This window comes from uncultured Lactobacillus sp. (genome assembly GCF_948948975.1).
Taxonomy (GTDB): Bacteria; Bacillota; Bacilli; order Lactobacillales; family Lactobacillaceae; genus Lactobacillus.
The window spans coordinates 1-13,333 of record NZ_CARBVX010000031.1; the positions used below are offsets into that span (position 1 = coordinate 1).

At 34.1% G+C, this 13,333-nt stretch carries 11 protein-coding genes; 7 read left to right on the forward strand and 4 right to left on the reverse strand.

Annotated features, from left to right (window positions below):
• The first annotated feature begins 170 nt into the window (after positions 1-170).
• Together Q9R40_RS09095 and Q9R40_RS09100 are read left to right on the forward strand one after the other, a co-directional pair.
• Positions 171-734 carry a TetR/AcrR family transcriptional regulator gene (locus tag Q9R40_RS09095; RefSeq protein ID WP_023599935.1) on the forward strand — a complete coding sequence of 188 codons (564 nt, stop codon included), beginning with the start codon at positions 171-173 and terminating at the stop codon, positions 732-734.
• A gap of 19 nt (positions 735-753) precedes the next feature.
• On the forward strand, positions 754-4,380 hold the full coding sequence (locus Q9R40_RS09100; protein ID WP_304677379.1) for an MMPL family transporter: 3,627 nt from the start codon (positions 754-756) through the stop codon (positions 4,378-4,380).
• A gap of 77 nt (positions 4,381-4,457) precedes the next feature.
• Here the strand turns inward: Q9R40_RS09100 and Q9R40_RS09105 are convergent, their stop codons facing one another.
• Positions 4,458-5,261 carry a Cof-type HAD-IIB family hydrolase gene (locus Q9R40_RS09105; protein WP_297939908.1) on the reverse strand — a complete coding sequence of 268 codons (804 nt, stop codon included), beginning with the start codon at positions 5,259-5,261 and terminating at the stop codon, positions 4,458-4,460.
• Between the two features lie 147 nt (positions 5,262-5,408).
• Between Q9R40_RS09105 and Q9R40_RS09110 the strand changes: the two genes are divergently transcribed.
• Complete coding sequence (locus Q9R40_RS09110) at positions 5,409-6,092, forward strand: TVP38/TMEM64 family protein (RefSeq protein WP_297939911.1); 684 nt, start codon at positions 5,409-5,411, stop codon at positions 6,090-6,092.
• Positions 6,093-6,166: 74 nt separating this feature from the next.
• Positions 6,167-7,174, forward strand: coding sequence for a zinc ribbon domain-containing protein (locus tag Q9R40_RS09115; RefSeq protein WP_304677380.1), 1,008 nt, complete (start codon positions 6,167-6,169; stop codon positions 7,172-7,174).
• A 54-nt stretch (positions 7,175-7,228) separates the two neighbouring features.
• On the opposite strand, the gene Q9R40_RS09120 is transcribed toward Q9R40_RS09115, so the two are convergent.
• From Q9R40_RS09120 to Q9R40_RS09130, 3 genes are all read right to left on the reverse strand, one after another.
• On the reverse strand, positions 7,229-8,602 hold the full coding sequence (locus Q9R40_RS09120; RefSeq protein ID WP_300722603.1) for an NAD-dependent succinate-semialdehyde dehydrogenase: 1,374 nt from the start codon (positions 8,600-8,602) through the stop codon (positions 7,229-7,231).
• Between the two features lie 102 nt (positions 8,603-8,704).
• Entirely contained in the window at positions 8,705-9,547 is an 843-nt protein-coding gene (locus Q9R40_RS09125) for a helix-turn-helix domain-containing protein (RefSeq protein ID WP_304677381.1), read from the reverse strand.
• Entirely contained in the window at positions 9,534-10,340 is an 807-nt protein-coding gene (locus Q9R40_RS09130; RefSeq protein ID WP_300593415.1) for an alpha/beta hydrolase, read from the reverse strand. Before Q9R40_RS09130 ends, Q9R40_RS09125 begins: the two co-directional genes overlap by 14 nt.
• 167 nt (positions 10,341-10,507) lie before the next feature.
• On the opposite strand from Q9R40_RS09130, the gene Q9R40_RS09135 reads away from it, so the two are divergent.
• The 3 genes from Q9R40_RS09135 to serS all read left to right on the forward strand — a co-directional run bounded on the left by Q9R40_RS09135 (position 10,508) and on the right by serS (position 13,186).
• Positions 10,508-11,107, forward strand: a complete 600-nt coding sequence (locus tag Q9R40_RS09135; protein WP_297939924.1) for a TVP38/TMEM64 family protein — start codon at positions 10,508-10,510, stop codon at positions 11,105-11,107.
• A complete protein-coding gene (locus Q9R40_RS09140) occupies positions 11,107-11,661 on the forward strand; it encodes a GNAT family N-acetyltransferase (RefSeq protein ID WP_304677382.1) in 555 nt (184 codons plus the stop codon). Before Q9R40_RS09135 ends, Q9R40_RS09140 begins: the two co-directional genes overlap by 1 nt.
• Positions 11,662-11,875: 214 nt before the next feature.
• Positions 11,876-13,186: a serine--tRNA ligase gene (gene serS / locus Q9R40_RS09145; RefSeq protein ID WP_297939930.1), complete on the forward strand. Its 1,311-nt coding sequence runs from the start codon at positions 11,876-11,878 to the stop codon at positions 13,184-13,186.
• The last annotated feature ends 147 nt before the right edge of the window (positions 13,187-13,333 follow it).

The window sequence follows — 13,333 nt, forward strand, 5'->3', positions numbered from 1 at the left end:
ATGGTTTTAAATCAAACAGTTTAATAATATGTCCTAATTTTTGGGTTCATATCATTTTATAGCTCCTTTTTATTTTTTTCAAAAAGTAGATAAATTTCTACACATTGTAGATTGTTTTCTACACATTGACGTGTTAAAGTATATGAGTACACAAAAAGAAGGTGATTATCTTGGCTAAAAAAAGAGCTTTGGACCGCTCAAAAGTAATTGATCAAGCTATAACAATTATTAGTGAAAAAGGATTAAGTGAATTAACAATGCCAGCTTTAGCTAAAGCTTTAGGGATTAGATCTCAATCTTTGTATCACTATGTTGCTAATCGTAATGATTTATTAGTTTTAGTTTGTGTTAATAGACTGCAAGTTTTGCGTCAGCACTTAACAAAGAAGATAATAGGCCATTCAGGTCTTGATGCTTTGTTTAGATTTGCAGATGAAATACGAGACTTTTTACTACATGATAAGGCTATTTCTAGTATTTATTATGGACTAAATGAATATGTTCAAAATGAACAAATTCGTGAAGAGGTTTTAAAGATAGTAGATCTAGGAGAAAAGCTCGATGTAGGCAAGAAGAATGTTGTCTCTTTGCATAGTTTACTTGGAGCTGTTTTGGGTTATGTTTTCTTAGATCGATATGTAATCGATGAAACAGAAAAGGAAGCTGACGATAATTACCATGAGATGCTTTTAAGACTTGTAGCACCAAAACTTCAAGTTGAAGGTACAAAATAAGGGGAAAGGAAAGTAGCGCATGAAATTGCTGAAAAATCATCTTGGTGCTTTGATAGCATGGATAGCAATTTTACTAATTGCTGTCTTCTCGTTGCCAAATGTGGATGCATTGACACGTCAGCATTCAGAAATTTCACTTCCTAAAGATGTTCAAAGTTCTATTGCAACGAATATCGAGAGTAAGTGGGGGCATGGACAAGATAATACCTATGTTGTAGGGGTAGTTTTTAATAAAAAACACGGGAAACTAACCTCAAGTGATAAGGAGAAAATTAACGATACAATTCGCTTTTTAAAGGACAATAAGAAAAAGCTGGGTATCAAGTCAATGATGACTCCTAATGACAACTATGCAACAAAAGCACAATTAATTTCTAAAGATAAAACAACAGAAATTGTGCAATTAAATATTGCTAATGATCATTCGACTGTTTCTAACGTTAATAAGACTTTAACAAAGGCTGTTAAAACCCCAGGAGTTAGAACATATGTAACTGGGGTTAGAATTCTTGAAGATGATTTCTCTGCTTCTGTTCAAGATGGTATTAAAAAGACTGAATTAATTACTATCTTCTTTATTTTCATTGTTTTAGTAATTGTATTTAAGTCGCCAATTGTGCCAATAATTTCATTATTAACAGTTGGTGTTTCATTTATTACTTCATTCTCAATTGTTACTAATTTAGTAGAGAAATTTAACTTTCCATTTTCAAACTTTACTCAAGTTTTCATGGTTATTGTTTTGTTTGGTATTGGTACTGACTACAATATCCTGCTGTATGATAAATTTAAAGAGAACTTGAGTAAGGGGATGTCAAACCATGAGGCAACAAATGATGCGTTGCGTAAAGCTGGTAAGACAATTCTTTACTCTGGATCTTCAATCTTAATTGGATTTAGTGCGTTAGGTTTAGCTAACTTCTCAATCTACCGTTCAGCTGTTGGAGTTGCTGTTGGGGTTGCTGTATTATTAGTAGTACTTTTGACTTTAAACCCGTTCTTTATGGCTGTCTTAGGTAAGAAATTATTCTGGCCAGTTAAGAAGTTTGAAGGTGAAAGCAACTCTAAATTATGGCATGCTCTTTCAAAAGGGAGCTTGACTCATCCAATTATTTACTTAGTTGTAATGGCAGTTGCAGTATTGCCATTTGCCTTATTCTATTCAAATAATTTGAATTATGATGATGCAGATGAAATTTCTAATTCTACACCATCAAAAGCTGGATTATTAGTTTTACAAGATCATTTCTCAATTGGTACTCCTGAATATTCAACTTTATATATTCAGAGCAAAAATAAGCTTGATAATGAAAAAAGCTTAAAAGAAATCGATCAGATTGTTAAAAAGATTCAAGCAGATCCAGATGTTAAATTTGCATCTTCTGTAACTGAACCGAATGGTAAATCAATTAAACGTCTTTACGTTGACAACCAATTAGGCACTGTTAACTCAGGTGTGAATACTGCTAGAAATGGTTTAGGAACTTTAAGTAACGGTAGTAAACAAATTACTAATGGTGCTGTTCAACTACAAAATGGTGCAAATCAACTTTCTAACGGAACTGGCCGTCTGCAAGCTGGTGCAAATCAATTAGCTAGCGGAACTACACGTCTTCAAAATGGTGCAGAAGCTCTGAGATCAGGAACTATGCGGTTAGCAACTGGTGCTGGTCGTTTAGAGAGTGGTACTTTGAACTTACAACAAGGTGCTGTACAACTTGAAAACGGAACTATTAAGTTGGCTAATGGGGCTGCAAGTTTACAAAGTGGTACTCAGAGTTTGCAGGACGGTACTCAAGCCTTAGTAAATGGTTTGAATACGATGAGTGCACAATTATCTGGACAAATGAATAGTGCTACTAAGGCACAATTAGAAGCTCTTCAAAAGGGATTGCCTCAAATTAACAATCGTATTCAACAATTGAATCAAGCATTGGGTCAGTCATCAAGTTCTGTAGATACTGCTGGCCTAAAAGCTAATTTAACTGATGTTGGTACTCAAGCCAAAACTATAGGCGATAATTTAACTCAAGCAGGGAACACTTTAAAAGGGTTACAAAGCTCAGGTGCTGGTCTTAGCGATAGTGAAAAAGCTGAATTAACACAAGCTTATGCTCAAGCTATGGATAGCGCTAAGTTAAATGACCAACAAAAGCAGGCTATGAGTGCAGCCTTTAGCCAAATTTTAGGTAAAGTAGAATCTGCTTCTACTCAAAAAACTCAGAATCTTACATCAAGCTTACAAAGTGTAGCTGGTAATATTCAAGCAGCTGGTGAAGCAGATAAGAAACTTGGAGAATCAGCAACTAATGTAGGAAATACTTTACAAACCCTTCAAGGTTTAATGGGTCAAGTTGATAACTTGAAACAACAAGTAAATACTTTAGCTACTGCATCAAACACTGCTTTACCAGGCGCAACTACTGCTTTGAACCAATTAAGCTCAGGCTTAACTCAAGTTCAAGGTGCTGTAGCTCAAGGCGCAGCTCGCTTAAACAGTGGAGCAGGCCAACTTGCAAGTGGCTTACAAGCAGGTGTAGCTGGTTCTAGTCAGCTTGCAAATGGTGCCGGTCAATTAGCAAACGGTGCTGGTCAATTAAACACTGGTTTACAATCTGGGTTAAACGGCACTAACCAATTGGCAAATGGTATTGGTCAATTAAACAGTGGTGCTGGTCAATTAAGTTCAGGTATTGGTCAACTTAATGGCGGTGCAAACCAATTAGCAAATGGTGCTGGTCAAATTGCATCAAATAATCCTAAGATTACTGCCGGAATTGACAAAGTAAATAACGGTTTAGGTGCTGGTCAAGAATACTTAACTGGCTTAGCTGATTCAGCAGCTGGTAAGACTTTCTACATCCCAGCAAACATGATTCACTCATCTAGCTTTAAACCTGCTCTTGATAACTACATGAGTTCAGATCTTAAATCTACTAAGATCATCATCATTCTAAAGATGAACCCTGCTTCAACTGAAGGAGCAAAGAAGGCTCATGAAATTAGTAACATGGTTAAGAAATCAGTTAAGGGTACAAGTCTTGCTGGTTCAACAGTTGCTATGGGTGGACAATCTGAAAAGATTTACGATACTCAAGAAACTGCAAGTAGCGACTTCTTAAGAACTGCAATTATTATGTTAGTAGGTATTGGTATTGCTTTGATCTTTGTTACTAGATCAGTATTGCAACCAATGTTTATCCTAGGTACTTTAGTAATTGCATACCTAACTTCTTTATCAATTAATCAATGGATCGTTAAGGCCGTTTTAGGTAGATCATTATTGGCTTGGAACACCCCATTCTTCAGTTTCATCATGATTGTTGCTTTGGGTGTTGACTATTCAATCTTCCTAATGATGCGTTATCGTGAATTGGGAGAAGTAAATCCTGGCTGGAGTACAAGTAAACGAATGCTTGAAGCCTGCGATATTATCGGAACAGTTGTAATATCAGCAGCTATTATCCTTGGTGGTACTTTCGCCGCCTTAATCCCATCTGGTGTACCGACTTTAATTGAAGTTGCATTATGTGTGGATATTGGATTATTACTTTTGGTATTCTTACTTCCAATTAATATGTCTGCTGCTATGAAGATTACTTACGAAGGCTTAGGCAGAAAAAAGAATAAAGAAGAGGCTAAATAATATTTAGTACTTTTATACAAAAAAGATTGAAGTTTATCCTTTTGTTAATGAGGATTAAAACTTCAATCTTTTTTAGTTTAGTTAGAAATTTTATTTAATACTGTAGCAATTCCATCGTGATCATTATCAAGAGTTATTGGAATGGATAAGCTCTCTTTCAAGTCTTTTGGAGCATTTCCCATTAAAATGGGATGGCCAACTGAATTAAACATTGATTCATCATTGTAATTATTGCCAAAGGCCCAAGCGTTGCTTTTATCCATTGCAAAGCTATCAAGAACAATTTTAACCGCATTTCCTTTATTAACACCCTTAAGAACGACTTCTAAAAGATGAGGTGCTGATTTAACAAAAACTAGGCTAGGAAACTTAGATTCAAGGCTAGGAATAATTTTATCTATAAGAGTAGGTTTGCCAATAATGAGCATCTTATGAACTCCCTTTAATTCTTTTATTTGCTCCGTAGAAACTGGCAAGGATTTAACTCCTATTGTTTCTTCCTCTTTGGCAATTAATGGTTTTTTATTAAGAGAAGAAAACCAGTTATAGCCACTATAGACATTCCAGGCAAGATCATTAGTATCAAGTGCTTCAATTTCTTTAATTAACTTAAGAGCAAGTGAAGCTTCAAAGAATTGTGAATTAAGTGGACGCCCCATTTCATCTAAAACTAGTGCTCCATTATAGGCAATCATTGGACAGAAGTTGGTGATTTTATCTACTACATTCATAATTCCTTTAGGAAAACGGGCAGAAACTGGAATAAATAAATTACCAGCTATAATTTGCTTACGTATTGCTTCGATAGTGTTAGAAGAAATGGTACCCTGAGAAGTAATAAGAGTTCCATCTATATCACTAAAGATAAGTTTTGCGGACATTTTTTCCTCCTTTTGAGATAGCTTTATTTTTACTATTATAATACGATAAAGTATAAGAACGAATGGATAATAATAGTTTTGATAATTGGTTTGAAACGTGAAAAAATATGATTATGTGATATGAATTTAGAATAAATGAGTGAAATAATGACAAAAAAATTGAGAAAAATATTATTTATAATCTGTGGGATTTTAGCAGCAGGAATTTTATTATACTTGCTTTATCGTGACTATCGCCCTGAAATTGATTTGTTAATGCACCCAGGGAAGGATATGAAAACAAAACTACTCTATTTGCTTCGACAACATGAAGTACGGGATGGCTTATTTTTACTAGGACTAATAACCATCTTAAATGCGATTCCGGGAATGTCGAATTCTGTTTTTTGTATTTTAGCCGGCCTTTGTTATGGTCCGTGGATTGGATTAGCCATTAATTGGTGTGGAAATATTCTTGGAAACTGTATCGTAGAAAGTCTAATAAAGAGAGTTAGTTTTTCGCACAAGTTTAAGAAAAATAGATTTCTTAATTGGTTAATGGATCAGAAACATCCCACTTTGGGAATGACTTTAGGTTTCATGGTGCCAATTATACCAAGCGTGTTAGTTGATTATACGGCTGCACGACTAGAAACACCGCCTAATAAGTTTTTGTCAATGGTGATTGTGGGAATGTTTCCTACTTCATTTATCTATGCCTTTGGAGGGGATGCAATCTTCAATGGTGATATCAAAAAATTAGTTGGTGCGTTAATTGGGATCGCCATTTTATTTATTATGGCTTGGTGGTTAGTTAACCGCGCGTCAAGAAAAAAACAGAAAGCAGCATAACGATGCTTTCTGTTTTTTTAGTTTAAGGGTTAGAATGCTATAATAAGCTAAAACAGTTTATGAGGGAATAAAAAATGAAGTGTCCAAATTGTGGAGAAGATGTAAAGCCAACTGACAAGCAGTGTCCTAATTGTCACTTTGACCTAGAAAAGTTTAGAAATGAATTCTTTACTGGTCAGAATACTACACGTAATGAAAAAAATGATAATCATCAGAAACAAGAAACACGTTCTGTTAAGAAAGTTGAGCCAAAGAAACAAAATTCTACTATTGCTACTATGATTAATTGGATTCAAGTGAATTCAATGATTGTTTTTGTAGTTGGAATTATTCTTTTGATTTTAACAAGTTTTTCCCCATCTCTAGGATGGTCTTGCTTCTTTGCTTTATTAATTTGGTTATTTATAGTTTCTGATAAAAATAAAGGAAAGAAAACTGAGCAGTATACGGTCGATCAGCGATTGACGGAACATGTTAATAAAGTGGGCTCAGATGTAGTTAATTCTTTTGAAGAAGGAGAAAATAAGGTAAAAGCTCGTCGTCAAAAGATTGATGATAAATTGGGACGGGATCCAGAAGCAATAAAGAAAGTTATTAGGCAAAAAAGAACTGCAACTCAGTTAGGCGTAATCTTAATTGCAGTCTTAAATCTTCTATTAGTCTTTAGTGGTCCTTTTTCCTCTGGGATGAATGGTTATCAATCTGCCTCTATTTCTAGGACTTTACTATCAATTGGAAGATTTAATGGAAAATATATTTTTATCGGTTATGGAATGTGGTTGCTCTTAGTGGGAGTACCAATTGCCATCATTATTTTAACTATTAAAAATGGCAAGAATAACAAGAAATTAGTTTTCTTCCTTTCATTAATTGAATCGATTATTTTAGTTGTGTGTGCTGTCGAATTGATCTTTATGAATGCAGGTTTATCTTTAGGAATTACTAATAATCAAGCGATAAATAGTATGGAGATTCAACGCATTGTAACTAACGCAATTTCTTTTGGGGTTTCGACATATTTATTATTTGTATCAAGTATTCTTTTAACAGTAGTTGCTTTTCGTAGTATGAGACAAAATTAAAAGGGCTCAGATCATGATATATGATCTAAGCCTTTTTTGTATACACTTAAAAACCTATTTTGAAACGTCGATAACTAAATGTTCATTTACAAATGACATCAAGCCAAGTTCACTAAGTTCACGGCCATAACCAGATTTTTTAACACCACCGAATGGCAATTCAGGAGCAGTAATCCAGCGCCCGTTAATAACAGTCATCCCAGTTTCGATTTCACTTGCAACTTCTTGGGCATGAGTTCTATTTTCAGAAATAACACTAGATCCTAAACCAAAACTTGAGTCATTTGCTAGGGCAATCGCCTCTTCTTCGTTTTTGACCTTGAATACTTCAGCAACTGGGCCAAATAATTCTTCGTCAAATAATGGGTTCTTCTTATCAATATTAGTTAAAATCATTGGGCGGAAGAAGGCACCAGAACTTTTTATTTCAGGATATTGATAAGCAACTTCTGCGCCATGTTCAATTCCTTTTTTAACTTGCTCAGCTAACTTATCTGCAGCTCTTTGAGAATTCATTGGCGCAAGACTAGTATTCTCATCTAAAGGATTACCAGGTTCAAGTCCAGCAAACGTATGATGCAAGATATTCATTACTTCGTCATAACGAGATTCAACAACAATAATTCGTTTAGAAGAAGTGCAGACTTGACCGCAATTATAGGTTCTGGCATCACTTAGTACATTCTTTAATACAGTAGAGTCAGCATCTGCCAAAACAATAAATGGATCATTTCCACCTAATTCCATTGTCGATTTTTTAATATTTTTACCAGCGGCTTCTGCAACACTACTACCGCCACGTTCTGAGCCAGTTACTGCAACGCCTTGAACACGTTTATCAGCAATCACATCGCCAATTTGAGCATAAGACAAGAATAGGTTTTGCAGGCTTCCCTTTGGTGCACCAGCTTTTTCGATAATTTCTTCGGTTAATTGTGCTGAGCCTGGAACATTATGAGCGTGTTTTAAGATAATAGGATTTCCAACCATAAAATTAGGAGCAAAGACTCTAATTACTTGATAAAGTGGGAAGTTCCATGGTTCGCAAGCCATGATAATACCTGTAGACTGTTTTAGATAATAGGCATTTCCTAAATCTGTTTCTAAAGGGGTAGGTTCTAACATTTCCGGAGCCTTATCAGCGTAATAGTTACAAATATTTACACATAGATCTACTTCTTCAAGTGATTCACGATATAATTTTCCCATTTCTAAAGTCATGGTTTTTGCCATTTCTTCGCGATGCTTTTGAAAATTATTTGCTATCTCATGAAGTAATTTGCTTCTAGTAGCTGGTAGCTGATTACGCCAAGTTAGATATAACTTTTCTCCGGTTTCAAGTGCTTGCTCAATTTCTTCTTGAGTTGCAGTTGGATAACTTTTAATTAATTGGTTTGTATATGGATTAATTGATTCATATTTAGACATAAAATTTCCTCTTTTCAATATAATATATTATAAAGCGCTTTCTTATAGATGTATATAAAAATCACTTCTCTTTAGTAAGAAATTAAAAAGAAGTGATTAGATTTATAATAACTTATTAATTTTTTCTAATAAAACATGATTATTATTCAGACGAGCAAGGGCGGCAGAATCATTTAAGTATTGAGCAGTCTTTTGCGACGATCCATGTTGAGCAATATTATTTTGAGCTAATTGATAAAGAATGCGAGCAGCAAAATAAATTACATGTCGTTTTTTGCATAGATCATATCCCATATTTAATAACTTATCCGATTGTTCATAATCTTCATTACGACCATCAAATTCCCCACCATTACAAAGAATAGAAAGAAATTGCAATAAAGAATCTTCGTCTTCAAGCGGAACATTGGATATTGAAGACAAGATGATGTCATAATAATGTCGTGCTTTATGAACATCGTCTTGTAAGTCATAAACTTGACTACATCCTTTTAGAGCAAGAAGATAATAAATTTTATTTCGTTTTGATAAGTTTGCATCTAAAATTGAATTGAAATAATAGAGTGCGTCAGTTTTAGCATGATCTAGATTTAAGGCTAATAGGCCGCGTAGATAATAATAGTGAAGAACGTCTTCTTGCCGCACTAATTCGTCTTTATTAATACTACTTAAAATTTGAGCAACTTTTGGAAAATCAAGTTGAATAACTGCAAAGTCTGCCTCGAATAACTTGTGAGATGTTTTTTTGTTAGAGTCAACATCCATGATATCAGCTAAATTAATATTCATTCGGTCACACAGACTATTTAAAATTTTTAGAGAAGGGATACGGCCATTATTTTCAAATTTACTTAATGTAGATTGAGTACAAATTCCATTGCATAGTTCAGTTTGAGACAAACCTAATTTTTTACGAATGGAAACAAATTTGTTAATGTTGATCATTCTTCTTCTCCTTGATTGTCTGATACAAAAAATCTAAAGATTCATCAATATAATCCATGGCGTAATCCATTGCATGCCCATGACCTTTAATGACTAATAATTCAACCTCATGGTCTTCGTTAGCTAAAAAGTCGATAAATTTTAAAACACCATTTAGTGGAACTAATTCATGGGCAGAATTAATCATTTTTAGCCTTCCCAAGTGGCTAAGATCGTAATTTTCGACATCCATTTTTTTTAAAATAGATTGATCATTTTTACCAGCATAGGTTTTTACAAAAAATTTATAGAATGATTCAAAAATATCATATAAATTTGTTAGTTTTAATTCATTGGCACCGTATCTTGATGGAATAACATCTTTATGACTTTTCATCCAGTTCGAGAAGTCTACCGATGCTGACCACGTAACCGTAGGAAAACCGTAAATTCCAGCAATATATAAGGCTAGTGTGCCGCCGACACTTGCACCAATTTGTACAATATTTTGTTGATCGTCGTCATCGGTATAATCAGAATCTAAAAGCCATTCAACAAATTTCTTACTATCTTGGTGAGCAGCTGGATAAGTAAAAGCGGGTGCTAGCCGATAATCGGGAATTAAGGTCATAAAACCAGCGTTTGCTAACTTTATTCCTAAGTCCTTAACATCATTTTTAGACCCGGCAAACCATCCTCCTCCATGCCAAAAGATTAAGAGTTTTGTTTGCGAAGTAGTATCATTTGGAAAATAGATATCAGTCTTCAAATTGTTATTTTCATCATAAATTATATCTTTTTTTATAACAACCATAGTTACGCCTCTTAGTTATTTTATAACACACTAATATTATAGAATAAATCTTAATAAATAAGTCATATTTGATTTTCTTCTATAATTAAGTTTAATTTGTAGGTTAGAGCGCCTATTTTACCTTGTTTTTGTTATCATTAATTTAACATACCGAGGAGGGCAGAAAAATGTCTACTAAAACGAGTCGTAAATTAATTAATATTTTTACTATTGTTACTACAATTATTTTAATTTTGCTAAGTATTTACTGGTATAGGCTGGGAATTTTTACAAGTCAAGAAAAGATGAAGGCCTATTTAGCAGACAAGCAAGTTATCGGTCCTTTGATTTTTACATTAATTCAGGTCATCCAGGTTGTAATTCCAATCATCCCTGGGGGAGTTTCATTACTTGGAGGAGTAATATTTTTTGGTCCAGTATGGGGCTTTATTTACAATTATGTTGGGATATGTTTAGGATCTATTATTTTGTTCTTTTTGGCCAGGCATTATGGAAAACCTTTTATATTGCATTTGGTTTCAGAAAAAACATATGAAAAATACATGAAGTGGACTACGAATCAGAAGAAGTTTAATTGGTTTTTTGGACTATGTATTATTGCGCCAATGGCACCAGATGACATTTTATGTATGATTGCTGGATTAACTGAAATGAAGTTTTCAACATATTTATGGATAATTTTATTAGGAAAACCTTGGACAATTGCAGCCTATAGCTTGGGGTTAGTTTATGGTGCAAAATGGTTAGTAAAGTTAGTAGGCAAGTAATGCTAGAAACTGAAAGAATTATTTTAAGAAAAATTGAACCTAAAGATGCTCCTACTCTTCTTAAGTGGGGACAAGATAATATTTATCACAAAAGTGCGGGCTATCAATATTTACAAGATTTAGATGCAGCAAAAAAAAGTGTCCTTCAATATCAAGCACGTCCTTATAGTTACGGCGTAGTCTTAAAGAAAAATAATCATTTAGTTGGTTTAGTCGAATTATATGAACGTGGACTAGATGAATATAATGGTTTGTTACTAACAAAGGATCTTGGTTTTTTGTTAGATAAAGAATATTGGCACAACGGTTTAATGAGTGAGGCATTAGAATTAATTATCGATTTTGCTTTTAGAGAATTAGGGCAAAATCAAATTTGGGCAGGTACATTTGTTTCTAATACAAATTCACAAAAATTGTTGAAGAGACTAGGGTTTAGATATGTTTATACTACTGATTATTCGATGGTTTCTTCACTTTTTAATTATCAAGAAAAATATTATTTGTTAACACCACAGGATTGGCATGATATAATGCAAATAAACATGAAATCCTAAGACTAATTTCAGAGAGCTCATGGTTGGTGTGAATGAGTAAAAAAGTCATTTCCAGATTTCGAATGTGGGTAGGTAATTCTACACGGCTAGCACCGTTATCGCTTTTTGAGTGTGGTATTTTTAACCAAATTTGGGTGGTACCGCGAACCGTGTAAGCCGATTCGTCCCAGTGTAGGGATGAATCGGCTTTTTGTTTTATTTTTAAGGAGGAAATATGTTAGATATAAAAGTAATTCGAGAGAATTTAGACTGGTCAAAGAAAAAATTAGCTACACGAGGAATTAAACCAGAAGAATTAGATAAATTAGTAGCTATTGATAAAGAAAGACGTGAAGCTTTAACTAAGAGTGAACAATTAAAGCAAAAGCGTAATGAAGTATCTGATCAAATTGCTCAAGCTAAACGCAATAAAGAAGATGCAAGTGAAGCTATTAAAGCAATGCGTGAAGTAGGTAAAGAAATTAAAGATTTAGATAAAGAAGTAGAAGATTTAACTGAAAAACAAAACTATATCTTACTTCGTTTACCTAACTTCCCAGCAGACTCAGATCCTATTGGTCCTGATGAAAGTTACAATGAAGAAGTTCGTAAGTGGCATGAACCTACTAAACTTGATTTTGAACCAAAACCTCACTGGGAAATTGGAACAGAATTGAATATTTTAGACTGGGATACTGCTGCTAAAGTTTCAGGTGCCCGCTTTGTTTATTACAAAGGTGCCGGTGCATTACTTGAACGTGCAGTTTCAAACTTTTTCTTAGATGAAAATACTAAAGATGGATATACAGAAGTAATCCCACCATACTTAGTTAATGATGCTTCTATGCAAGGAACTGGTCAATTCCCTAAGTTTACTGAAGATGTTTATACAATTGTAGATAATGATGATCCTGATAAGCCACGTGATTTAACCTTAATTCCAACTGCTGAAGTACCTTTAGTTAATTACTTCCGTGGCAAGATTTTAGATGGGGAGCAATTACCAATTAATGTAACTGCATTCTCTCCAGCTTTTAGAAGTGAAGCAGGATCAGCTGGACGTGACACTCGTGGATTAATCAGAATGCACGAATTTAGAAAAGTTGAAATGGTAAAAATTGTTGATGAAGAAAGTTCATGGGATGAATTGGAAAAATTAACCCATAATGCTGAACATTTACTTCAAAAACTTGGTTTACCATATCATGTAGTTGCGCTTTCAACTGGGGATGCAAGCTTTACTAGTGCGAAAACTTATGATTTAGAAGTTTGGATGCCAGCACAAGACAAGTATCGTGAAATTTCAAGTTGTTCAAACTGTACTGACTTCCAAGCACGTCGTAGTTTGATTCGTTACAGAGACGAAAACGGTAAACTTCATTTAGCGCATACTTTAAATGGCTCTGGTCTAGCTGTAGGTAGAACAGTAGCTGCGATTTTAGAAAATTATCAAAATGAAGACGGAACAGTAAATGTTCCAGAAGCTTTACAACCATATATGCATGGAATGAAGGTCATCACTAAGGAACCAAAATTTGGTGAATAAAATTTAATAAAGTAGGAATGGTATTCAATTGCTGAAAGAGCAAAAGAATACCATTTTTTTCATATTTAAAATTCGAGAGAAAAGGCTTGGAATTAGCACTCTAAAAAAATATTGCTAATTTTTTACAAAAAAGGGTTGACGAAAAGT

Excerpts from the sequence above, each read along its gene's own strand:
- Q9R40_RS09105 (WP_297939908.1), bottom strand. The coding sequence starts at position 5,261 with ATGTCCGCAAAACTTATCTTTAGTGATATAGATGGAACTCTTATTACT.
- Q9R40_RS09120 (WP_300722603.1), bottom strand. The coding sequence starts at position 8,602 with ATGTCTAAATATGAATCAATTAATCCATATACAAACCAATTAATTAAA.
- Q9R40_RS09140 (WP_304677382.1), top strand. The coding sequence starts at position 11,107 with ATGCTAGAAACTGAAAGAATTATTTTAAGAAAAATTGAACCTAAAGAT.
- Q9R40_RS09135 (WP_297939924.1), top strand. The coding sequence starts at position 10,508 with ATGTCTACTAAAACGAGTCGTAAATTAATTAATATTTTTACTATTGTT.
- Q9R40_RS09100 (WP_304677379.1), top strand. The coding sequence starts at position 754 with ATGAAATTGCTGAAAAATCATCTTGGTGCTTTGATAGCATGGATAGCA.
- Q9R40_RS09110 (WP_297939911.1), top strand. The coding sequence starts at position 5,409 with ATGACAAAAAAATTGAGAAAAATATTATTTATAATCTGTGGGATTTTA.
- Q9R40_RS09115 (WP_304677380.1), top strand. The coding sequence starts at position 6,167 with ATGAAGTGTCCAAATTGTGGAGAAGATGTAAAGCCAACTGACAAGCAG.
- serS (WP_297939930.1), top strand. The coding sequence starts at position 11,876 with ATGTTAGATATAAAAGTAATTCGAGAGAATTTAGACTGGTCAAAGAAA.
- Q9R40_RS09125 (WP_304677381.1), bottom strand. The coding sequence starts at position 9,547 with ATGATCAACATTAACAAATTTGTTTCCATTCGTAAAAAATTAGGTTTG.
- Q9R40_RS09130 (WP_300593415.1), bottom strand. The coding sequence starts at position 10,340 with ATGGTTGTTATAAAAAAAGATATAATTTATGATGAAAATAACAATTTG.